Below are 20,184 nucleotides of genomic sequence, written 5' to 3'. Positions count from 1 at the left end.
CGGGCGATCCCCCTGCTAGAATGCCCTCTTGTCCCTGTCCCAGGTGTAGCCCCATGAGCGATCCGCGCAAAGGCCCCGAGGCCGAATCCCAGACCCACTTCGGCTACCAGAGCGTTCCGGAGAGCCAGAAGGCTTACAAGGTCGCGGAAGTCTTCCATTCGGTGGCGGCCAAGTACGATGTGATGAACGACCTGATGTCGGCGGGCATCCACCGGCTGTGGAAGAGATTCACCATCGAACTGTCCGGCGTGCGCCGTGGCAATCGCGTACTGGACATCGCCGGCGGCACGGGCGATCTGACCAAGCAGTTCGCCCGCCTGGTCGGCCCCACCGGCGAGGTGGTCCTGGCCGACATCAACGACTCCATGCTCAAGGTCGGTCGCGACCGCCTGCTCGACGAAGGCGTGGCGAGCAATGTGCGCTTCGTCCAGGCCGACGCCGAGAAGCTGCCCTTCCCCGACAATCACTTCGACTGCATCACCATCGCCTTCGGCCTGCGTAACGTCACCCACAAGGACCAGGCCCTGGCGTCCATGCTGCGCGTGCTCAAGCCCGGTGGCCGGTTGCTGGTGCTGGAATTTTCCAAGCCCACCAATCCGCTGGTGTCCAAGGCCTATGACGCCTACTCCTTCGGCCTGCTGCCGCTGATGGGCAAGCTGGTGGCCGGCGATGCCGAGAGCTACCGCTACCTGGCCGAATCCATCCGCATGCACCCCGATCAGCAGACCCTCAAGGCCATGATGGAAGAGACCGGCTTCGCCCGCGTCACGTACCACAACATGACCGGCGGCGTGGTCGCCCTGCACCGCGGTATCAAGCCCTGATGGCGCTCGTCACCCAGGCCTTGCTGGCTGCGCTGGAGCGTGGCCTGAATCCGCTGCTGGCGCTCGACCCGGTAGCGCTGCCGCGGCTGGCGGGTCTGACCGGTCGCGTCATCGCCGTGCAGTCGCGGCAACCCGCCTTGCGGCTCTATGTACTGCCGGCGGGTGACGGCCTGCATTTCGCCGCCCATCACGAAGGCGACATCGACTGCACCCTGAGTGCTCCGGCGACGCGCCTGGCCGAGCTGGCGCTAGCCCGCGACAAGCAGAAGGTCCTGCACCAGCCCGACGTGCGGCTGGAGGGTGACAGCACCCTGCTGATCGAACTGGCCGACATCCTGCAGAACCTGGAGCTGGACTGGCAACACGAGGTCAGCCGCTGGCTGGGCCCGCTGCCAGCCGCGGCCCTGGGCGATCTCGCTCGGCGCGGCCAGGCCTTCGGCGAGCAGAGCCGTGACAGCCTGCGGCTGACGCTGTCCAACTGGCTTAACGAGGAAAGCCGGCACCTGGTAGGTCGTCTCGAAGGCGAAGCTCGCTTCGCCGAGATCGACGCCCTGCGCCTGGACGTGGATCGCCTCGACGCTCGCCTCGCCCGCCTGGGCGCCGCCCGCTCCGCCAGGGATAACCCCGACGAATGAAGCTGTTCGCTGCTCTCAACCGCCTGTTGCGGATCTTCTTCGTCGTCATCCGCTACCGGCTGGACGACATCGTCTACGCCCTGCCGCTGCCCTGGTACCTGCGTGCTACCCGCTATGCGCTGCCCTGGCGCTGGCTGCCGCGGCCGAGCAAGACGCTGCCGCGCGGAGCCCGGCTGCGCCTGGCCCTGGAAGGCCTGGGGCCGGTGTTCATCAAGTTCGGCCAGATCCTCTCTACCCGCCGCGACCTCATGCCCGAGGATATCGCCGACGAGCTTATGTTCCTGCAGGACAAGGTCCCGCCCTTTCCGCCGGAGAAGGCCGTAGCGCTCATCGAGTCGCAACTCGGGGTGCCCATCAAGCAGGCCTTCGCCCGCTTCGACCACCAGCCGCTGGCCTCGGCCTCGGTGGCCCAGGTCCATGCCGCCCAGCTGCGCACCGGCGAAGAAGTGGTGGTCAAGGTGGTGCGGCCCGGTCTGAAAGGCATCATCAGCCAGGACATCGCCTGGCTGTTCCTGCTGGCGCGCACCGCTGAACGCCTCTCCGCCGAAGCGCGCCGGCTGCACCCGGTAGACGTGGTCAGTGACTACGAAAAAACCATCTACGACGAATTGGACCTGTTGCGCGAGGCCGCCAACTCCAGCCAGCTGCGGCGCAATTTCGAGGGCTCCGAGCGGCTTTATGTGCCCCAGGTCTACTGGGACTGGTGCCGCGAGCGGGTGCTGGTCATGGAGCGCATCTACGGCATTCCGGTGACCGACCTGGCTGCCCTGCGCGACCAGGGCACCGACTTCAAGCTGCTGGCCGAACGCGGCGTGGAGATCTTCTTCACCCAGGTGTTCCGCGACAGCTTCTTCCACGCCGACATGCACCCCGGCAACATCTTTGTCAGCACCGCCAAGCCCTGGGACCCGCTCTACATCGCGGTGGACTGCGGCATCATCGGTAGCCTGACCCCCGAGGACCAGGACTACCTGGCGCGCAACCTCTGGGCCTTCTTCCAGCGCGACTACCGCAAGGTCGCCCAGTTGCACATCGACTCCGGCTGGGTGCCCGCCAACACCCAGGTCAACGAACTGGAAGCGGCCATCCGTACCGTCTGCGAACCCATCTTCGAGAAGCCGCTCAAGGACATCTCCTTCGGCCAACTGCTGCTGCGTCTGTTCCAGGTGGCGCGCCGCTTTAACATGGAGATCCAGCCGCAGCTGGTGCTGCTGCAGAAGACCCTGCTCAACATCGAAGGTCTGGGCCGGCAGCTCTATCCGGACCTGGATCTCTGGTCCACCGCCAAGCCCTATCTGGAAAAGTGGATGCGCAAGCGGCTGAGCCCGCCGCAGATCGCCCGCAACATCCAGCAGCAACTGGAGCAGATTCCGCACCTGGCGCAGATGGCGCGCGATACCCTGGAGCGCATCACCCAGCCGCACCGCAAGGACCCGCCCAACCCCTGGGGCGACCGTCGCGACGACTGGATCGTGCGGGTGATCGGCGCGGTACTGCTTGTTGGCGCTACCCAACTGGGCCTCGAGCCTCATGCCCAGGCCTGGCCGGCCTGGGCCATGCTGGTCGGTGGCCTGGTGATGGTGATCCGGCGCTGAACTCCTTTAAGCTGTCAGCCGCGCCCTGTTCATCGGGCGACATACAACCCCTCAGCCGCTGGTGCCTTGCCGCTGTATTCGGATCGCGTCTTGTGCGAGGCTGGCATTCTAATCGGTAGTATCGAACAGGCACATGAGCAACTGGCTAGACGAGATCCACTGGAACAGCGATGGCCTGGTACCGGCCATTGCCCAGGACCCCGCCACGGGGCGTATCCTGATGATGGCCTGGATGAATCGCGAATCCCTGGCCCTAACCGCCGCCGAAGGCCGTGCCGTCTACTGGTCGCGTTCGCGCAACCGACTGTGGCGCAAGGGCGAAGAATCCGGTCATATCCAGCGCGTCCTCGAACTGCGCCTGGATTGTGATGCCGACGTGGTGGTACTGCAGGTGGAACAGCTCGGTGGCATCGCCTGCCACACGGGCCGGGAAAGCTGCTTCTATCGCGTACTGCGCGACGGTCAGTGGGAGATCGTCGATCCCGTGCGCAAGGACCCCAGCGCCATCTATGCCGGAGGTCACGGCCATGACTGACACCCTCACGCGCCTGGCGCAGGTGCTGGAAGAACGCAAACAGGCGGCGCCGGATTCCTCCTACGTGGCCAGCCTCTACCACAAGGGTCTGAACAAGATCCTGGAAAAGGTTGGCGAAGAAAGCGTCGAGACCATCCTCGCCGCCAAGGACGCCGCCACCAGCGGTCAGTACGACGATGTCATCTACGAGACCGCCGACCTCTGGTTCCACAGCCTGATCATGCTCTCGGCCCTGGGTCAGCATCCCCAGGCCGTACTGGACGAACTGGACCGCCGTTTCGGCCTCTCCGGGCATGCCGAAAAGGCCGCCCGCACTCAATCCTGACCCCAAGCTTCGCAACGAGGAAAGACCATGGGTATCTTCGACTGGAAACACTGGATCGTCATCCTGCTCGTCGTGGTAATCGTCTTCGGCACCAAACGCCTGAAGAATCTCGGCTCGGACGTGGGCGAAGCCATCAAAGGCTTCCGCAAGGCCATGCATACCGACGAAGACGAGAAGGCCGAGCAGCCGCCGGCCACCACCGCAGCCAACCCCAATGCGCCCCTGAATCGCCCCCAAACCTTCGAGGCCGAGCACCGCAAGGTCGAAGAGCCGGTGGTGCGCAAGGACTAAGGCCCCGCCATGTTCGGAATCAGCTTTCCCGAGATGATGCTGGTGGGCTTCGTCGCCCTATTGGTGCTGGGTCCGGAGCGCCTGCCCGGTGCTGCGCGCACCGCGGGTCTGTGGATCGGTCGCCTGAGGCGCAGCTTCAACAGCATTCGCCAGGAAGTGGAGCGCGAGATCGGCGCCGACGAAATTCGCCAGCAGTTGCGCAACGAGCATATCCTCTCCCTGGAACAGCGCGACAATCGGCCCAAGCCCGGGGCGTCCACCCCTGAGGCCCAGACACCTCCTGCCGTCGCCGCTCCGCCCATGCCCCAGGACGTGGTTGCCGAACGCCCGCAGGATCCGCCCCAGACGCCGCCAAGAGCACCATGAGCGACCAGCCTTCCGAACACGACGACCAGGAAATGCCCCTGGTCTCGCACCTGACCGAATTGCGTACGCGCATCCTGAGATGCGTACTGGCGACCTTTCTGATCTTCCTCGGGCTGTTCTACTTCGCCCAGAAGATCTATGCCTTCGCCTCCGAACCGATCCGCCGCGTGCTGCCCGAAGGCGCGACCATGATCTCCACGGATGTCACCTCGCCGTTCCTCGCACCCTTCAAGCTTACGCTGGTGGTGTCGCTGTTCATCGCCATGCCGGTGATCCTGCACCAGGTCTGGGGCTTCGTGGCCCCCGGGCTCTATCGCCACGAGAAGAAGGTGGCCATCCCGCTGCTGATCTCCAGCATCCTGCTGTTCTATGCCGGCATGGCCTTCGCCTATTTCCTGGTGTTCCCGATCATCTTCCACTTCTTCAGCAGCATCACGCCGGAAGGCGCGATGATGATGCCGGACCTGAACGCCTATCTGGATTTCATCCTGACGCTGTTCTTCGCCTTCGGCGTGGCCTTCGAGATCCCGGTGGCCACGGTGCTGCTGATCTGGATCGGCGTAGTCGACGTCACCTACCTGAAGAAGATCCGCCCCTACGTCATCATCGGCTGCTTCGTGGTCGGCATGATCCTGACGCCGCCGGATGTCTTCTCCCAGACCATGCTCGCCGTGCCCATGTGGCTACTGTTCGAGATCGGACTGCTGTTCGGCCGCTTCGTGCAGAAGCGCGAGCGCCCGCTGGGTGACGAAGACGCCAGCCCCGAAGCCCAGCCGCCTGCCGAACGCCCGTGAATCTGATCCTGCTCGACGCGGCCGACTTCACGGCCGCTGACCGGGTCGTGCTGCGCGATCCGCGGCGTCTTGCCCATCTGCGCGAGGTGCACCAGGCGGCCACCGGCGATCGGATGCGCGTGGGCCTGCTGAATGGCCTGATGGGCTCCGGTCATATCGAGTCCCTCGATGCGAGCCAGGCCTGCCTGACCGTCACCCTCGACCAGCCGCCACCGGCCAAGCTGCCGCTCACCCTGCTGCTGGCCCTGCCCCGCCCCAAGATGCTGCGCCGGGTGCTACAGACCGTCTCTGCCATGGGCGTCGCGCGCCTGGTGCTGCTCAACAGCTACCGGGTGGAAAAGAGTTTTTGGCAGACCCCCTTCCTCGAACCGACCGCCATCGAGGAGCAACTGCGCCTGGGGCTGGAGCAGGCGCGGGACACGGTGTTGCCGGAGGTGCTGATCGAAAAGCGCTTCAAGCCCTTCGTCGAGGATCGGCTACCGGCATTGGCGGCCGGCACTCGCGGTCTGGTCGGCCATCCAGGCGACTACCCGACCTGCCCACGCGCACTCAGCGAGCCCGTAACGCTGGCGATCGGCCCGGAGGGTGGCTGGATCCCCTACGAGGTCGAGAAGCTGCAGGAGGCGGGCCTGGCGCCCGTACAGCTCGGTCAGCGCATCCTGCGCGTCGAGAACGCCGTACCTGCCCTCCTCGCCCGTCTGTTCTAGCCAGATCACTGACAAGAAAAAGCCCCGGCGTCTCGCGACACTGGGGCTTTTTAATGCGCGGAATGCCTCCTCAGGAGGCGGGCCGCGGGCTCAGGTTGGTCGGCTTGGCCAGGGCTTCCGCGGCCGAATCGCTGTGGGAGCGCGGCCGGAGGGTGGCATAGGCTTCCCGCCAGTTGCGATGCTCCTCGGCTTTCCAGACCTGCAGGTGCAATTGCGCCATGCCATCCGGATCGCTGAGCAGACGCCACTGATCGTCACCCTTGGTCTTGTCCGGACCGGCGGCCAGTACCCGGGCCACCCGCTCCTCACGCAGCCGGCGTGCTGGCTCCACCACCTTGCCGTGGCGACCGCGGGCCATGGCGATGGCCAGGGCGTTGAGCACCGGATCGACGGTGGCGCGCAGGAAGCCCTTGGTCAGGGCGTTGCGGTTGTTCAGGTGCAGGTACTCGTCGGTCGCCACCAATTCCCGCGGCGGAGCGTACTCTTCCGGAATCAGGAACAGGTGATGGCGACGACTGCCCAGGCCCAGGTTGGTCCGGCTGGAAATCACCGACACCGGCGCCGACAGGATCAGCGACACCACGATGGGCGACAGCCACCAGAGGAAACGCGGGTCGAGCCAGGCTACGCCGGCGGTCCAGATCAGACCGAGCAGCATCTGCGAACCATGGCGGCGGAAGGCTTCGCTCCAAGGCGTGTCGTTGTCGTCCCGCTGGGGCGAATTCCACTGCACCGACCAGCCGAGGAAGGCGGCGGTGACGAACACCGTGTGGAACAGCATCCGCACCGGTGCCAGGAGCACCGAGAAGAGCATTTCCAACAGCATGGAGAGGGACAGCCGCAGACCGCCGCCGAATTCCTTGGCGCCCTTGGCGATGATCAGCACGACGCTGAGCAGCTTGGGCAGGAACAGCAGCACCAGGGTGGTGGAAAACAGCGCGATGGCCTGCTCCGGATGCCACTGCGGCCAGACCGGGAACAGCTGCCGCGGCTGGAAGAAGTATTGGGGCTCCAGCAGCTTATGGATCGCCAGCAGCGCGGTGGACAGCACCAGGAACAGGAACCACAGCGGCGCCGACAGGTAGGACATCACGCCGGTGAGGAACACCGCGCGGTGCACCGGGTGCATACCCTTGACCAGGAACAGCCGGAAGTTCATCAGGTTGCCGTGGCACCAGCGACGGTCCCGCTTGAGTTCGTCCAGCAGGTTCGGCGGCAATTCTTCGTAGCTGCCCGGCAAGTCGTAGGCGATCCAGACACCCCAGCCGGAACGACGCATCAGCGCGGCTTCGACGAAGTCGTGGGACAGGATGGCGCCTGCGAAGGAACCGGTACCCGGCAGGGGAGCCAGGGCGCAGTGGTCAATGAACGGCTTGACCCGGATGATGGCGTTGTGACCCCAGTAGTGGGATTCACCCAGCTGCCAGAAGTGCAGGCCAGCGGTGAACAAGGGTCCGTACACCCGAGTGGCGAATTGCTGCAGGCGCGCATAGAGGGTATCCATGCCCGACGCCTTGGGCGCGGTCTGGATGATGCCGGCACGGGGGTTGGCTTCCATCAGCCGGACCAGACTGGCCAGGCATTCGCCGCTCATCACGCTGTCGGCGTCGAGCACCACCATGTACTTGTACTGGCTGCCCCAGCGACGGCAGAAGTCGTCGATGTTGCCGCTCTTGCGCTTCACCCGACGGCGGCGACGGCGATAGAAGATATGCCCGAAACCACCGACCTCGCGGCACAGCTCCAGCCAGGCCTTCTCTTCGGCCACGCATTTGTCCGGATCGTTGCTATCGCTGAGGATGAAGAAGTCGAAGTGCTCCAGCTCACCGCTGGCCCGCACCGACTCGTAAGTGGCTCTCAGACCGGCGAAGACACGCGGGACGTCTTCGTTGGCGATGGGCATCACCAGGGCGGTGCGCGACTGGGGATCGATGGGCTCGGTCCCGGTGGAGCTGGCCGAGATGCTGTACTTGTCGCGGCCGCTGAGGAGCTGCCAGAAGCCCATCAGGGCGGTCCAGAAGCCGGCGGAGACCCAGCAGAACAACAGGGCGAAGAGCAGCAGAATGCTGGTCTGCACCACGTAGGGCAATACCTGACGGATGGACTCGCCCCAGCCTTGACGGTAGACCTCGCTGAGATCGACCAGCGCCCAACCCTGATAGGGCAGTACGGCCTTCATGTACCAGGTGGCGATGCCGGTCTGCACCAGCATGAGGATCAGCAGGATGAAGCGCCGGAAGGAACCGACCTTGCGCCAGTGCGCATGGGCGTCGGCCTCGGGATCGGGTTGCCAGCGGCTGTGGTCCTTGCGGCCGAGCAGACGCTTCCAGCTCCGCGCCACGGGATTGGTGCGCCAGGGATCGGGCACCATCATGGAGCGGGTCATGGGCGGAGTGGCCTTGATGAAGACACGGCCCTGGGCATCGCTGCCCAGCAGCTCGCCATCTTCCAGGGTGTCGTCCCAACCGGCGGCGAGGCGCGCCTCGGTGGAGGCGATCACCGCGTCGGCGCCCTGGGCACCCTCGCCACGGGTACCGGCCAGTTGCCGGTGCAGCGTCTCGACGTCGGTGGCCGAAGCCAGCGCCTGCCGCTGCCCAGCGGGCAACGGCAGGTGCTCCAGGTAGTCGCCGGTAGCGGCGACCGAGGTATCACGGGTGCTGTTATTCATTGGCAGGTAGCTGGTAGGTCCAGGTTTCGCTGAGCGGCTTGTCACCCTGGGCGAGGTTGGCGCGCATTTCCACCGGCTTGGTCTGATCCTTGACCTTGAGTCTCAAGGTCAGACGATAGCCCTTGGTAACCGGGTTGTAGCGCACAGAGTTCTCGACCAGTTCACCGTTGGCGTCCAGGCTGACCTGGGAGCCGACCTGGGAATCCTCGGGCAGGTCATCGAGGTTCGGACCTTCGAAGTCGATGATGTAGGCCAGGCTGCCATCGGTCTGGCGTACCAGGTTGGACTGGCGCACGTCACCGGTGGACAGACGGGTCTGGGAGACCCAGGCCAGATCCTTGGTGTGCAGCGCCGGCTCATCGGTGGTGAAGTGCAGCCGGTAGCTCATCTCGATCGGCTGGCCCTTCTCGGGCAGCTTATCCGGCGTCCAGAAGGCCACGATGTTGTCGTTGGTCTCGTCCGGGGTGGGGATCTCCACCAGTTCGATGTGGCCCTTGCCCCAGTCGCCCTTGGGCTCGACCCAGCCGCTGGGACGCTTGTCGTAGCGCTCGTCCAGGTCCTGGTACTTGTAGAACTCGTGGCCACGTTGCAGCAGGCCGAAGCCGCGCGGATTCTCGATGGTGTAGGTGCTGACCGAGAGGCGCCGCGGGTTGTTCAGCGGACGCCACAGCCACTCGCCATTGCCGGCGGCGATGGCCAGGCCGTTGGAATCATGCAGGGCCGGACGGTAGTTGACCTGGGGGCTCGGCTGGTTGGGGCCGAACAGGTACATGCTGGTCAGCGGGGCGAGGCCGAGCTTGTTGACGTTGTCACGCAGGAACACCTTGGACTCGACGTCAACCGTGCTGTCCTTGCCGGGCGTCAGCACGAAGCGATAGGCGCCGGTGGCGCGCGGCGAGTCGAGCAGCGCATAGATCACCAGATTGCGGCGATCCGCCTGGGGCTGTTCGATCCAGAATTCGGTGAAGCGCGGGAATTCCTCGCCGGACGGCAGGGCGGTATCTATGGCCAGGCCGCGAGCCGACAGGCCGTAGACCTGGTTCTTGCCGATCACCCGGAAGTAGCTGGCGCCGAGCATGGTCATGACTTCGTCGTACTTGTCCGCCTTGTTCAGCGGATAGAGCACCTTGAAGCCGGCGAAACCGAGATCCTTGAGCTGACTCTGGTCGATCTGCAGGTTGCCGAAGTTGAACATCGAAGGATCGTACTTGATCTCCTCGACGTTGGTGGCCGTGACCTCGTTGATCTTCACCGGCACGCTGTAGTGCATGCCCTCGTGATAGAAGTTGAGGCGGAAGGGGGTCTTGGCATCCTTCCAGTAGGCCTTGTCCTGATTGAAGGTGATCTGCTGATAGTCGGCGTACTTCATGCCGCTGAAGGATGCCGGCAGGTTGCTCTTGGGCGCGACGAACTTCTGGCCGGAAAGCTCCTTGGCCTTGGCAGCCACGTCGTCCAGGCTGAAGGCCAGGGCCTGGGCACTGAACAGGCCCAGCGCGAGGGTGAGCCCGGCAAGGGCGAAGCCCTGCTTGCCCGGCTTAACTTTGGAATTGGATAACACGCAGCCTCCTAAATCAGCGTACGAATACGTTCGGCGACCCCTGGTCGCGAAACGGATAGGCAGAGGTCCGACTCCCTCAGGGGGTAATGATTCCCCGGTTGGACGACCGTTCAAACTCGAACTGCGCAATCATAGACACTTGGCAGGGCGCTGTAAGGGGCACCCTCACTAAATCGACAATAAAAATGTCACTGGGCCGTCGTTGACCAGGGAAACCTGCATATCGGCACCGAAACGCCCGGTCTGCACCTGCGGATGCAGGTCGCGGGCGAGGCTCACCAGATGACTGAACAGTCGCTCGCCCTGGGCCGGCGGCGCGGCAGTGGAAAAGCTCGGGCGGCGCCCGCTGCGGGTATCGGCCGCCAGGGTGAACTGGGACACCAGCAGCAGGCCACCATCGACGTCCTGCAGGGAGAGATTCATGCGCTGCTCGCCGTCGGCGAACACCCGATACTCCAGCAGACGCTTGAGCATCCGGCCACAGGCCGCTTCGTCATCCGCGGGCTCGATGCCGACGAAGACCAACAGGCCCGGGCCGATGGCACCGACCGTGACGCCTTCGACCTCGACCGCGGCGCGGCTGACCCGCTGCAGCAGCGCCTTCATTCGGCCTCCTGGGGCAGATCGAGCAGTTGGCGGGCGATCTGGTCGGTCGCCCGTACCAGGGCGTCGCAGATGCCGGGTTCGCTGGCCGCATGACCGGCGTCACGGATGATCTGCAATTCACTGCCCGGCCAGGCCTGGTGCAGTGCCCAGGCATTGTCCAGCGGACAGATCATGTCGTAGCGGCCATGGACGATCACCGCCGGGATATGAGCGATCCTGGGCATGTCACGCAGCAACTGGTCGGGCTCGAGGAAGGCGTCGTTGACGAAGTAGTGGCATTCGATGCGGGCGATGGCCAGGGCGTGCTCGCTGAATTTCTCCATGACGTCGGGGTTGGGTCTCAGGGTGGCGGTACGGCCTTCCCAGCAGGACCAGGCACGGGCGGCCGACATCTGCGCCAGTTCGTCCGGGCCGGTCAGGCGGCGGTAGTAGGCATTGATCAGGTCGCCGCGCTCGTCTTCGGCGATGGGATTGAGGTAGTCCTGCCAGAAATCCGGGAAGAGCCGGCTCGCTCCTTCCTGGTAGAACCACTGCAGATCCACCGGTCGGCAGAGAAAGATGCCGCGGACGATCATCGCCCGGACGCGCTCGGGATGGCGTTGGGCGTAGGCCAGTGCCAGGGTCGAACCCCAGGAGCCGCCGAACAGCACCCACTGCTCGATGCCCAGGTGCTCGCGCAGGCGCTCGATGTCTTCCACCAGGTGCCAGGTGGTGTTGTTCTCCAGACTGGCATAGGGCGTGGAACGCCCGCAGCCGCGCTGGTCGAAGGTGACGATGCGATAGAGATTGGGATCGAAGAAGCGCCGACTCAGGCGATCGCAGCCGGAGCCGGGGCCGCCGTGGATGAACAGTACCGGCAGCCCGTCGGGCGAACCGCTTTCGTCGGCATAGAGCACATGGGGCGCTTCGACGGCCAGCTCGTGGCGGGCGTAGGGCTTGATTTCCGGGTACAGATTCAGCATGTCGCGCTCCGCGGTGCAAGATCGGCCTGTTCATCATAGACCTGCACCTTACCGGGTTTCCACGCCGCCCGGGGCTTGCCTGCCGTCGGTACCTGCCCGCACCATCATCAGCCCTTCGTCCGAGGAGTCCCCATGTTCGAGTCCAAGCTGCAGCTGCTGCTGATCGACCCGCAGAACGACTTCTGCGATCTGCCGGGCGCCGCCCTGCCCGTCCCCGGCGCGGTCGCCGGCCTGCAGCGTGTCGCTGCTCTGGTCGAACGCCTCGGCCCACACCTCGACCAGGTGCACCTGACGCTGGACTCCCACCAGCCTTTGCATATCGCCCATCCACACTGGTGGCAGGACGCCCAAGGTCAGCCGCCAGCACCCTTCACTCAGATCGGCGCCGACGAAGTGGCCAGCGGACGCTGGCAGACTCGTGATCCGGCCCAGCAGGACCACGGCCTGGCCTATGTGCAGGCCTTGGAGGCCGGCGGGCGTTATCGACTGGTGATCTGGCCGGAGCACTGCCTGGTGGGCGGCTGGGGACACGGGGTGCAGCAGGACGTCCATCGGGCACTCAATACTTGGGGACGAACGCAGGGACGCCTGGTGGACTTCATCGCCAAGGGCGGCAATCCGCGGACGGAGCATTATTCGGCCCTGCGCGCCGAGGTGCCGGACCCGGCAGATCCGGACACTGCACTCGATGCCCGCCTGATCGCCCGCCTGCAAGACGCCGATACCCTGCTGGTGGCGGGCGAAGCCCTGTCGCATTGCGTGGCCAGCACCCTGCGCGATCTACTCGAGGTCTGGCCGGCGGACCGGCGCCAGCAGTTGGTGCTGCTGACCGACTGCAGTCATTCGGTACCTGGTTTCGAGGCTCAGGGTGAAGCCTTCCTGGCCGAGATGCGCGCCGCGGGCGTGCGGCTGGCGGTATCGACGGACGAGCTGTTCTAGCTCGTCCGTTCAGTACCCTATTTGATCTCGTAGAGACCGGTATAGGTCGCAGAGGCCAACTGGTTCAGGTGGATCATGAAGCGACCGACGGCATTGGTCGCGTCCGCTGGCACCGGCAGTTGATCGACCTTGAGCGCATGCAGCTGGAAGATGTAGCGGTGCGGTTTGTCACCCTTGGGCGGCGCCGCGCCGCCGAAGCCGCGGGTGCCGTAGTCGTTGATCAGTTGCAGGGCGCCCGCCGGCAGGCCCGAGCCATCGGCACGGCCGGCGTCTTCCGCCAGGCCCTGGGTGCCGACCGGGATGTTGACCACGACCCAGTGCCAGAAGCCGCTGCCGGTAGGGGCATCCGGATCGTAGACGGTCAGCGCCAGGCTCTTGGCGTCGGCCGGCAGGTCGGCCCATTGCAGGGCAGGCGAGACGTTGTCGCCGTGGGCGCTGAAGTCGGCCACATCGAATTCGTGGCGCTTGGGCATGAAGCCGTTGTCGGCGAAGGCATCGGTCCAGAGTTTCATGAACGGGCTCCTGTCACTCAAGGCATATGGGCGTCGGTCTCGCGCCAGACCAGACGATTGAGGTTGTAGCCCTTCTCACGGGCGATACGCAGCAGCTTCTCGCTTTGCGCCGACGATATCTCGGGACTGCGCGCCAGCAGCCAGAGGTACTTGCGGTCGGGACTACCCACCAGCGCGGTCTTGTAGTCGTCGTCGACGTAGAGAATCCAGTACGGCCCTTTGGCGACGTTGGGCAATACCCCGCTGAACCAGGTATCGAAGCGGACTTCCAGGCGATCGGTCACGCCCGGCTTGATCGGCGTGGCAGTGCCCGTGGCTTCCTGGACCTTGCCATCCAGGGTGCGGCAACGGTTGAACACCGCGACCTTGCCATCGGCCATGACGTGGTAGTTGGCCTCGGACTGGGCGCAGTTGCGCTGGAAGAACATCGGCAGCCGCGCCAGTTCGTACCAGTGCCCCTGGTAGCGCTGCAGGTCGACGTTGCCGGCGGTGAGCGGCGGTACCGGCTTCGGGCCACTGGCGCAGGCCGCTAGCAGACCGGCGGCACCCGCCAGCAGCAACAGTTTGGTAGAAGTTTTCATCGCAGCCCCTGCCCGGCGAACATCGCCACCTTGTCGTTGAGATACTGCACGCTGATGAAGGAGCCGCGATCACCCCAGGTACAGGTGGTGACGCCCAGGGCACCGGCGCATTCCGTGGGCGCGCCCAGGATCTGCTCCACTTCCGCCTTGGTCTGGCCGGCCTTGAGCCGGGAATAGTTTTCCTGGGTCACCTTGCCGCACGCGGCCAGTACCAGGCAGCTCAACAGCAGCGACGCCGTACGCAGCTTCATGAATCCTCTCCTCCATCCTGACGGCAAGGCTATAGAGCCTACCCGGCCGTCAGGGTTCGCCGTCTCAGCCAGCCAGATAGGAAGAGCGGGTCAGCCCCAGGCGCATGGCGTCGAGGAACTGGGTCCGCTCGCGGGCGGTGAGCCGGGCGCTGGCGACCTTGTCGCGGTAATAGGTCATCAGCTCTTCGGGCGAGAGGTGCACGTACCTGAGCATGTCCTCGATGGTGTCGTGAGTCTCGATGCCGCCATGGCGCACGCTGCCGTCGGCGTCCTGGTAGACGTTCACCGAGTCGGTGTCGCCGAACAGGTTGTGCATGTCGCCGAGGATCTCCTGGTAGGCCCCCACCAGGAACACCGCCAGCAGGTAGTCCTCGCCTTCCCGCACCTCGTGCACCGGCAGGCTGGTCTCGATGCTCTGCTCGTCGACGTATTGCTTGATCTTGCCGTCGGAGTCGCAGGTGAGGTCCTGTAGCACGGCGCGGCGCACCGGCTCCTCGTCCAGGCGAGTGAGGGGCACGATGGGCAGGATCTGGTCGATTGCCCAGGTATCCGGCAGGCTCTGGAACACCGAGAAGTTGCAGATGTACTTGTCGGCCAGCTTGTCGTTGAGTTCGTCGAGCACCTGGCGGTGGGAGCGCTGGCGCGCCTTGAGCTGGTTGTACAGGCGCCGGCAGATGGCGAAGTAGCACTGCTCGGCCAACGCCTTGTCGCCCAGGCTGAGGCTGCCCGCGGCGTACTGGGCGGCGGCCTCGCTGACGTACTGGGTGGCGCGCCAGTAGGTTTCGGTGACCATCTCCGGATCGGTGTCGCCGAGCAGCTCGGCCAGCCACTGCACCACCTCGGCCTTGCCTTCGAAACGCTCGCTGGCCGGCACGCTGTCGTTGTGGCGCTCGACGTCGGTGACCTGCATCACCAGCATGGCGTGGTGCGCGGTCATGGCGCGGCCGCTTTCCGAAAAGATGTTCGGATGCGGCAATTCCTGCTGGTCGCAGAACTCCTTGAGCATGCCGACCACGGTACCGGCGTAGTCGTCCATGTCGTAGTTGATGGAGCTGGCATTGCGCGAGTGGGTGCCGTCGTAGTCCACGCCCAGACCGCCACCGACGTCGATGTGATCCAGCGGCAGGCCCAGGGCGCGCAGCTCGGCGTAGTAGCGGATGGCTTCGCGGAAGCCCTGGCGGTAGTCGGCCAGGTTGGCGATCTGCGAGCCCATGTGGAAGTGCAGCAGGCGCACGCCTTGCTCCAGTCCGGCGGCGCGGAAGCGCTCGATCACCGACAGCAGCTGGGCGGCGGACAGGCCGAACTTGGATTTCTCGCCACCCGTATCGGCCCACTTGCTCGAGGCCAAGGACGACAGCCGTACCCGTAGGCCGACCTGGGGCGTGACCTTGAGTTCGGCGGCCTCCTCGATCACCAACGGCACCTCGGATTCCTTCTCGATGACGATGAAGACACTATGCCCGAGCTTCTGGCCCATCAGCGCCAGGCGGATGAATTCGCGGTCCTTGTAGCCGTTGCAGACGATGGTGCCGCCCTTGGGCGCCAGCGCCAGCACCGCCATTAGTTCCGGCTTGGAACCGGCTTCCAGGCCGATGGAGACGTCGCGGGTGGCGATGATGTTCTCCACCACCGCTTCCTGCTGGTTGACCTTGATCGGATAGAGGGCGGTGTAGCGGCCCTGGTAGTCGAGCCGCTCGATGTTGCGGTCGAAGGCGCCGGTCAGGTGGCGTACCTGGCCCTGGAGAATATCGGGGAAACGCACCAGCAGCGGCAGCGAGAGCCCTGCCTCGCGCAACTGGCCGACCAGCACGTGCAGGTCGATCGGCTGACCGTCCGGACCATGGGGGCGTACTTCCACGTTGCCGGCGTCGCTGATGGCGAAGTAGCCGGCGCCCCAGTGGCGAATACCGTAGACACTGCGGCTGTCCGCCACGGTCCACTGGCTGCCGTCGTCTTTGCGCGTGCGTCGTGGGGACATTCGCGGGAATCTCCTGTAGGGAATCTTGCTTGGATGGACCGCCGACAGGGGCGGTAAGTTGTATGCCGGGGCCAGACCAGACGTGCTAGCCGCCCGAGCGTTTGGTCTTGAAGCCGCGCTTCTCGAGTTCGCCGACCAGCAGTTCGACGTGGTCGCCCTGGATCTCGATGACGCCCTCCTTGAGCGCACCGCCGGTGCCGCAGCGGCGTTTCAGCGCGCTGGCCAGGTCCTTGAGTTCATCACCCTCGAGTGGCACGCCGGTGACAGTGGTCACCGTCTTGCCGCCGCGGCCCTTGGTCTCGCGCCGCACCCGGGCGATGCCGTCGCCGGTGGGCTTAGGGGCGGCCGGCTCTTCCGGACGAATACGCCCCACGTCGGTGGAATACACCAGACGGCTGAGGTCCGACAGGGATGTGGATTTCTTGCTCAAGGGGCGGTCCTCCCAGCTCGGGGACAGGCGTCGGGCACCAGGCGACGGACGCCTGGAGGCAACCTTGGAAGCTGCGCCGGCCGGCTCGGGCCGCGCTATTCCGGGGCCGCGCAATGTAGCAGCATCGTCGCCGGATGCTAAGGGACGAATGCGAGAAATTAAGGCAGGGATGCGACATCGGCACCGTTCAGGACGAGCCGCAGCGCGGCCAGCGAGTCCGGGCAATAGGGCACCTCGCGGGCCTGCTCGACGATGACCGCGGGCGCAAGAAAGCGCGCCTCCAGTACCTCTTCCGGCTGCAGTCGCAGCGGGCCGTCCCAGCGGGCGCTGAACACCCCGCCCCAGAGCCGATTGCCCGGCTCCTCGTAATAGAAGGTGCCGTGCTCGCGCAGGGGGACGCCACTCACGCCCAGTTCCTCCGCCAGTTCCCGCGCCGCGGACTCGGCGTAGCTTTCCCCCGGCGCCACCATGCCACCGGCGGCCACGTCCCAGTAGCCCGGGTAGAGCGCCTTGCTCAGGGTACGGCGGTGCACGCAGAGTTCGCCCGCGCCATTGAACAGCAGGATGAAGGTGCAGCGACCGATCAAGCCACGAGCGCGTAATTCCGCCCGTGGCAGGTGGCCCTGGATACGGTCGTCACGATCGACCCAGACCACCGCTTCCCGGTCGGACGCGGCGCGATGGGCCGCCTCGCGCTCGTCGATCACCATCAGCCCTGTTCCAGTAGCTGGCGCAGATCGATGATGGCGGCATTGGCGCGGGAGATGTAGTTGGCGATCACCAGCGAGTGGTTGGCCAGGATGCCGAAGCCGCTGCCGTTGAGGATCATCGGACTCCAGATCGGCTGCTGCGCCGCCTCCAGCTCGCGGATGATCTCGCGCACGTTCACCGTGGCGTTCTTCTTGGCCAGGGTGTCGGCGAAGTCCACCTCGATGGCGCGCAGGATGTGCGACAGCGCCCAGGCCTGGCCACGGGCTTCGTAGAAGACGTTGTCGATCTGCAGCCAGGGCGTCTCGACGCGCTGCTCGTGTACCTCCGGCACCTGGCCGGCGGGGATGTCCTGGTCCGGCCGCACCTCGGCATCCAGGCGCACGCGGCCGACGCTGGCGGAGAGCCGCTGGGACAGCGAGCCCAGGCGGGTTTCGACGTCACCCAGCCAGTTGCGCAGGTTGTCGGAGCGCGAATAGAAGTAGGCGGCTGGCTGGCCCTGGGTATTCTGGCCACCCAGGCGGGCCAGGTAGCGATCCAGGGAGGCAATGCCGGCGCGATACTCGGATTCCGACGAGGGCATGGCCCAGCTGTGGTTGTCGAAGTTGAAGCGCGGCTCGGCCTGGGCCAGGTCGACGTCCTCGGTGGACTGCGACTGGGAGCGGGCGAAGTCCTTACGCAGGGCGCGGGCTAGGTCGCGGGTCTGCACCAACACGCCGTATTCCCAGGACGGCATGTCGTCCAGCCAGACGCCCGGTGGCAGGATGTCGTTGGAGAGGTAGCCGCCCGGCTTGTCGAGCAGGGTGGAGGCCACCTGCTTGAGCGTCTCGACGGTGGTGTAGCCCAGCACCAGCTTGCGTCCGCTGGCGGCAGCGGCCTCCTGGGCGTGCTGCTGCACCGGGAAGAACTCCGGTTCGCGACTCCAGTACCAGCCGATCGCCAGGGTGACCAGCAGATAGAGTGCCACCAGCACCGCTACCAGCCGGAGCCATCCCGACCTCATATTCCACTCCCGCATGGGCAATTCCTTGCAATGATTTCAAAGGGGTCTGCGCTTGGACTGTCGCCGGCGCCGCCGGTTGCGCGCTTGGATCGGGCGCAGGCGGCAGGGTCGCGTCGGCGGTCATCCTCGAGACTAGGGTAACAGGCGACGGACGCTACTCCAGAAGCGACCGGCAGTGTCCGTGCGAGCGGCATCGCCGCCGCTAACCAGGGTAACGTCTCTTCCCTGCCGGTCTTCAATTGGTAGCATAGAGCCATCAACTCAAGAATGACGGATCATTTCGTGAGCGAACCTGAAGACCCGAGCCGCGACCGCCTGAAGCTGCACTTCGCCCAGCGGGTCATTCATCAGTCGCGCCAGGTCCTCGAGATCTGGCAGCGACTGCAGCGGGACGAGTGGAACGCCAGCAGTCTCGCCGAGCTGACCGATGCCAACGTCCGCCTGCTGCAATATGCCAAGCGCTTCGACCAGCAGGGACACGCCGAACTCGCCGAGACCATAGGTGCCACCCTGGGTCAGGTCGCGGCCAATCGCGGCCGCCTCAACAGCCAGGCCATCACCGAGCTCAGCCAGGCCATGCAGAGCCTGTCGCGCACCGGCCTGCGCCAGGGCGACCAACTGGAAACCACCAGCCTGCCGCCGCTGCGCAAGCCGATCTACATCGCCCTGCTCGATACCGAGCGTGCCGAGCGCCTGGCGCAGCAGATGGAATACTTCGGTGTGGTGATCCAGATCTGCCGCGGCGCCGAGGAATTCCGCCAGATGATGGACAGCCGCCACCCGGCGGTCATCGTCATGGACGTGGACTTCGGCGGCGTCGGCGCCGGCATCCGGTTGGCGCTGGAGGCCCAGGCCGGCCTGGAGCGCAAGCTGCCGGTGCTGTTCTACAGCCACCAGGAAGCCGACACCCCCTTTCGCCTGGCCGCGGTCCGCGCTGGCGGCCAGGAGTTCTACACCGGGACCCTGGATTCGGCGCGACTGCTGGAGAAGATCGAGAGCCTCACCCGCACCGTCTACTACGATCCGATCCGCGCCCTGGTGGTGGACGACTCCCGCGCCCAGGCCATGGCCACGGAAATGGCGCTCAACAGTGCCGGCATCGTTACCCGCACCCTGATGCAGCCGGGCGCGGTGATGTCCCACCTGGCCGAATTCGTGCCCGATCTGATCATCCTCGACATGTACATGCCCGAGTGCATCGGCACCGAACTGGCCAAGGTCATCCGCCAGCACGAGCGCTATGTCAGCGTGCCCATCATCTATCTCTCGGCCGAGGACGATCTCGACAAGCAGCTGGACGCCATGAGCGAAGGCGGCGACGACTTCCTCACCAAACCGATCAAGCCGCGTCACCTGATCGCCACCGTCCGCACCCGCGCCGCCCGGGCGCGCAGCCTGCAGGCGCGCATCGTCCAGGACAGCCTCACCGGCCTGTACAACCACACCCATACCCTGCAGTTGCTGGAAGATGCCTGCTTCCGCGCCCGCCGCACCCAACGGCCGATCACCTTCGCCATGCTGGACATCGACCACTTCAAGCAGGTCAACGACCACTACGGCCACCCCATGGGTGACCGGGTGATCAAGAGCCTGGCGCTGTTCCTCAAGCAGCGGCTACGCAAGTCCGACCACATCGGTCGCTACGGTGGCGAGGAATTCGCCATCGTCCTGCCCGACACCGACTTGGCCACCGCCACCCGGCTGATCGACGAGATCCGCCAGCGCTTCGCCGAGATCCACTATCCCGCCCCGCCCAAGGAACTCAGCTGCACCTTCAGCGCCGGCCTGGCGCAGCTGCAGCCCAACCAGGAGATGACGCTGCTGGCCAAGCAGGCCGACCAGGCGCTCTACGCGGCCAAGCGCGCCGGCCGCAACTGCGTGCGCCAGTACGGCCAGGATTAGCCGGAAGCCGCCAT

General features: G+C 65.5%; 22 protein-coding genes. 11 read left to right on the top strand and 11 right to left on the bottom strand.

The window, feature by feature from the left end:
- Positions 1-53: 53 nt before the first annotated feature.
- The 9 genes from ubiE to QZ471_RS20835 all read left to right on the top strand — a co-directional run bounded on the left by ubiE (position 54) and on the right by QZ471_RS20835 (position 6,072).
- Positions 54-824: a bifunctional demethylmenaquinone methyltransferase/2-methoxy-6-polyprenyl-1,4-benzoquinol methylase UbiE gene (gene ubiE, locus QZ471_RS20875; RefSeq protein ID WP_295467432.1), complete on the top strand. Its 771-nt coding sequence runs from the start codon at positions 54-56 to the stop codon at positions 822-824.
- Positions 824-1,459, top strand: coding sequence for an SCP2 sterol-binding domain-containing protein (locus QZ471_RS20870; RefSeq protein WP_295467430.1), 636 nt, complete (start codon positions 824-826; stop codon positions 1,457-1,459). Before ubiE ends, QZ471_RS20870 begins: the two co-directional genes overlap by 1 nt.
- Positions 1,456-3,054 carry a ubiquinone biosynthesis regulatory protein kinase UbiB gene (gene ubiB, locus QZ471_RS20865; RefSeq protein WP_295467428.1) on the top strand — a complete coding sequence of 533 codons (1,599 nt, stop codon included), beginning with the start codon at positions 1,456-1,458 and terminating at the stop codon, positions 3,052-3,054. Before QZ471_RS20870 ends, ubiB begins: the two co-directional genes overlap by 4 nt.
- A 133-nt stretch (positions 3,055-3,187) precedes the next feature.
- A complete protein-coding gene (hisI, locus tag QZ471_RS20860) occupies positions 3,188-3,589 on the top strand; it encodes a phosphoribosyl-AMP cyclohydrolase (protein ID WP_140220489.1) in 402 nt (133 codons plus the stop codon).
- A complete protein-coding gene (locus tag QZ471_RS20855) occupies positions 3,582-3,914 on the top strand; it encodes a phosphoribosyl-ATP diphosphatase (protein WP_295467425.1) in 333 nt (110 codons plus the stop codon). The genes hisI and QZ471_RS20855 overlap by 8 nt, the downstream gene beginning before the upstream one ends.
- A 27-nt stretch (positions 3,915-3,941) precedes the next feature.
- The gene (locus QZ471_RS20850) at positions 3,942-4,205 is read left to right on the top strand and encodes a twin-arginine translocase TatA/TatE family subunit (protein WP_295467423.1); all 264 of its coding nucleotides are present in this window, start codon (positions 3,942-3,944) and stop codon (positions 4,203-4,205) included.
- A 9-nt stretch (positions 4,206-4,214) separates the two neighbouring features.
- Positions 4,215-4,571: a Sec-independent protein translocase protein TatB gene (gene tatB / locus QZ471_RS20845; RefSeq protein ID WP_295467421.1), complete on the top strand. Its 357-nt coding sequence runs from the start codon at positions 4,215-4,217 to the stop codon at positions 4,569-4,571.
- Positions 4,568-5,365 carry a twin-arginine translocase subunit TatC gene (gene tatC / locus QZ471_RS20840; protein ID WP_295467419.1) on the top strand — a complete coding sequence of 266 codons (798 nt, stop codon included), beginning with the start codon at positions 4,568-4,570 and terminating at the stop codon, positions 5,363-5,365. Before tatB ends, tatC begins: the two co-directional genes overlap by 4 nt.
- The gene (locus QZ471_RS20835; protein WP_295467417.1) at positions 5,362-6,072 is read left to right on the top strand and encodes a 16S rRNA (uracil(1498)-N(3))-methyltransferase; all 711 of its coding nucleotides are present in this window, start codon (positions 5,362-5,364) and stop codon (positions 6,070-6,072) included. The genes tatC and QZ471_RS20835 overlap by 4 nt, the downstream gene beginning before the upstream one ends.
- A gap of 70 nt (positions 6,073-6,142) precedes the next feature.
- Here the strand turns inward: QZ471_RS20835 and mdoH are convergent, their stop codons facing one another.
- From mdoH to pip, 4 genes are all read right to left on the bottom strand, one after another.
- Positions 6,143-8,740, bottom strand: coding sequence for a glucans biosynthesis glucosyltransferase MdoH (gene mdoH / locus QZ471_RS20830; protein ID WP_295467415.1), 2,598 nt, complete (start codon positions 8,738-8,740; stop codon positions 6,143-6,145).
- Complete coding sequence (locus QZ471_RS20825; protein WP_295467413.1) at positions 8,733-10,298, bottom strand: glucan biosynthesis protein G; 1,566 nt, start codon at positions 10,296-10,298, stop codon at positions 8,733-8,735. The genes mdoH and QZ471_RS20825 overlap by 8 nt, the downstream gene beginning before the upstream one ends.
- 168 nt (positions 10,299-10,466) lie before the next feature.
- A complete protein-coding gene (dtd, locus tag QZ471_RS20820; RefSeq protein ID WP_295467411.1) occupies positions 10,467-10,904 on the bottom strand; it encodes a D-aminoacyl-tRNA deacylase in 438 nt (145 codons plus the stop codon).
- Positions 10,901-11,866 carry a prolyl aminopeptidase gene (gene pip, locus QZ471_RS20815; protein ID WP_295467409.1) on the bottom strand — a complete coding sequence of 322 codons (966 nt, stop codon included), beginning with the start codon at positions 11,864-11,866 and terminating at the stop codon, positions 10,901-10,903. Before pip ends, dtd begins: the two co-directional genes overlap by 4 nt.
- 132 nt (positions 11,867-11,998) lie before the next feature.
- On the opposite strand from pip, the gene QZ471_RS20810 reads away from it, so the two are divergent.
- Positions 11,999-12,805, top strand: coding sequence for a hypothetical protein (locus tag QZ471_RS20810; protein WP_295467407.1), 807 nt, complete (start codon positions 11,999-12,001; stop codon positions 12,803-12,805).
- Between the two features lie 17 nt (positions 12,806-12,822).
- Here QZ471_RS20810 and QZ471_RS20805 read toward each other — a convergent pair whose 3' ends face one another.
- The 7 genes from QZ471_RS20805 to QZ471_RS20775 all read right to left on the bottom strand — a co-directional run bounded on the left by QZ471_RS20805 (position 12,823) and on the right by QZ471_RS20775 (position 18,283).
- Positions 12,823-13,317: a YbhB/YbcL family Raf kinase inhibitor-like protein gene (locus tag QZ471_RS20805; protein ID WP_295467405.1), complete on the bottom strand. Its 495-nt coding sequence runs from the start codon at positions 13,315-13,317 to the stop codon at positions 12,823-12,825.
- A 17-nt stretch (positions 13,318-13,334) separates the two neighbouring features.
- Positions 13,335-13,898, bottom strand: a complete 564-nt coding sequence (locus QZ471_RS20800; RefSeq protein WP_295467403.1) for a lipocalin family protein — start codon at positions 13,896-13,898, stop codon at positions 13,335-13,337.
- Entirely contained in the window at positions 13,895-14,149 is a 255-nt protein-coding gene (locus tag QZ471_RS20795) for a hypothetical protein (protein ID WP_059230831.1), read from the bottom strand. Before QZ471_RS20795 ends, QZ471_RS20800 begins: the two co-directional genes overlap by 4 nt.
- A gap of 64 nt (positions 14,150-14,213) precedes the next feature.
- Positions 14,214-16,127, bottom strand: coding sequence for an arginine decarboxylase (speA, locus tag QZ471_RS20790; RefSeq protein ID WP_295467400.1), 1,914 nt, complete (start codon positions 16,125-16,127; stop codon positions 14,214-14,216).
- Between the two features lie 85 nt (positions 16,128-16,212).
- The gene (locus tag QZ471_RS20785; RefSeq protein WP_295467398.1) at positions 16,213-16,557 is read right to left on the bottom strand and encodes a translation initiation factor Sui1; all 345 of its coding nucleotides are present in this window, start codon (positions 16,555-16,557) and stop codon (positions 16,213-16,215) included.
- A 158-nt stretch (positions 16,558-16,715) separates the two neighbouring features.
- Entirely contained in the window at positions 16,716-17,267 is a 552-nt protein-coding gene (locus QZ471_RS20780) for an NUDIX hydrolase (RefSeq protein WP_295467396.1), read from the bottom strand.
- Entirely contained in the window at positions 17,267-18,283 is a 1,017-nt protein-coding gene (locus QZ471_RS20775) for a DUF2333 family protein (RefSeq protein WP_295467394.1), read from the bottom strand. Before QZ471_RS20775 ends, QZ471_RS20780 begins: the two co-directional genes overlap by 1 nt.
- A 267-nt stretch (positions 18,284-18,550) precedes the next feature.
- On the opposite strand from QZ471_RS20775, the gene QZ471_RS20770 reads away from it, so the two are divergent.
- Positions 18,551-20,170, top strand: a complete 1,620-nt coding sequence (locus QZ471_RS20770; RefSeq protein WP_295467392.1) for a PleD family two-component system response regulator — start codon at positions 18,551-18,553, stop codon at positions 20,168-20,170.
- Positions 20,171-20,184: the final 14 nt, after the last annotated feature.

The sequence above is a fragment of the uncultured Pseudomonas sp. genome (assembly GCF_913774235.1).
GTDB lineage: Bacteria > Pseudomonadota > Gammaproteobacteria > Pseudomonadales > Pseudomonadaceae > Chryseomonas.
The sequence above is the reverse complement of the archived record's forward strand: the minus strand, read 5'-3'. Positions and strand labels throughout refer to the sequence as shown.

Coding starts and splice junctions, on each gene's coding strand:
- QZ471_RS20810 (WP_295467407.1), top strand. CDS start 11,999: ATGTTCGAGTCCAAGCTGCAGCTGCTGCTGATCGACCCGCAGAACGAC.
- ubiE (WP_295467432.1), top strand. CDS start 54: ATGAGCGATCCGCGCAAAGGCCCCGAGGCCGAATCCCAGACCCACTTC.
- QZ471_RS20795 (WP_059230831.1), bottom strand. CDS start 14,149: ATGAAGCTGCGTACGGCGTCGCTGCTGTTGAGCTGCCTGGTACTGGCC.
- speA (WP_295467400.1), bottom strand. CDS start 16,127: ATGTCCCCACGACGCACGCGCAAAGACGACGGCAGCCAGTGGACCGTG.
- QZ471_RS20805 (WP_295467405.1), bottom strand. CDS start 13,317: ATGAAACTCTGGACCGATGCCTTCGCCGACAACGGCTTCATGCCCAAG.
- dtd (WP_295467411.1), bottom strand. CDS start 10,904: ATGAAGGCGCTGCTGCAGCGGGTCAGCCGCGCCGCGGTCGAGGTCGAA.
- tatB (WP_295467421.1), top strand. CDS start 4,215: ATGTTCGGAATCAGCTTTCCCGAGATGATGCTGGTGGGCTTCGTCGCC.
- QZ471_RS20870 (WP_295467430.1), top strand. CDS start 824: ATGGCGCTCGTCACCCAGGCCTTGCTGGCTGCGCTGGAGCGTGGCCTG.
- hisI (WP_140220489.1), top strand. CDS start 3,188: ATGAGCAACTGGCTAGACGAGATCCACTGGAACAGCGATGGCCTGGTA.
- QZ471_RS20850 (WP_295467423.1), top strand. CDS start 3,942: ATGGGTATCTTCGACTGGAAACACTGGATCGTCATCCTGCTCGTCGTG.
- QZ471_RS20800 (WP_295467403.1), bottom strand. CDS start 13,898: ATGAAAACTTCTACCAAACTGTTGCTGCTGGCGGGTGCCGCCGGTCTG.
- tatC (WP_295467419.1), top strand. CDS start 4,568: ATGAGCGACCAGCCTTCCGAACACGACGACCAGGAAATGCCCCTGGTC.
- mdoH (WP_295467415.1), bottom strand. CDS start 8,740: ATGAATAACAGCACCCGTGATACCTCGGTCGCCGCTACCGGCGACTAC.
- pip (WP_295467409.1), bottom strand. CDS start 11,866: ATGCTGAATCTGTACCCGGAAATCAAGCCCTACGCCCGCCACGAGCTG.
- QZ471_RS20780 (WP_295467396.1), bottom strand. CDS start 17,267: ATGGTGATCGACGAGCGCGAGGCGGCCCATCGCGCCGCGTCCGACCGG.
- ubiB (WP_295467428.1), top strand. CDS start 1,456: ATGAAGCTGTTCGCTGCTCTCAACCGCCTGTTGCGGATCTTCTTCGTC.
- QZ471_RS20775 (WP_295467394.1), bottom strand. CDS start 18,283: ATGCGGGAGTGGAATATGAGGTCGGGATGGCTCCGGCTGGTAGCGGTG.
- QZ471_RS20855 (WP_295467425.1), top strand. CDS start 3,582: ATGACTGACACCCTCACGCGCCTGGCGCAGGTGCTGGAAGAACGCAAA.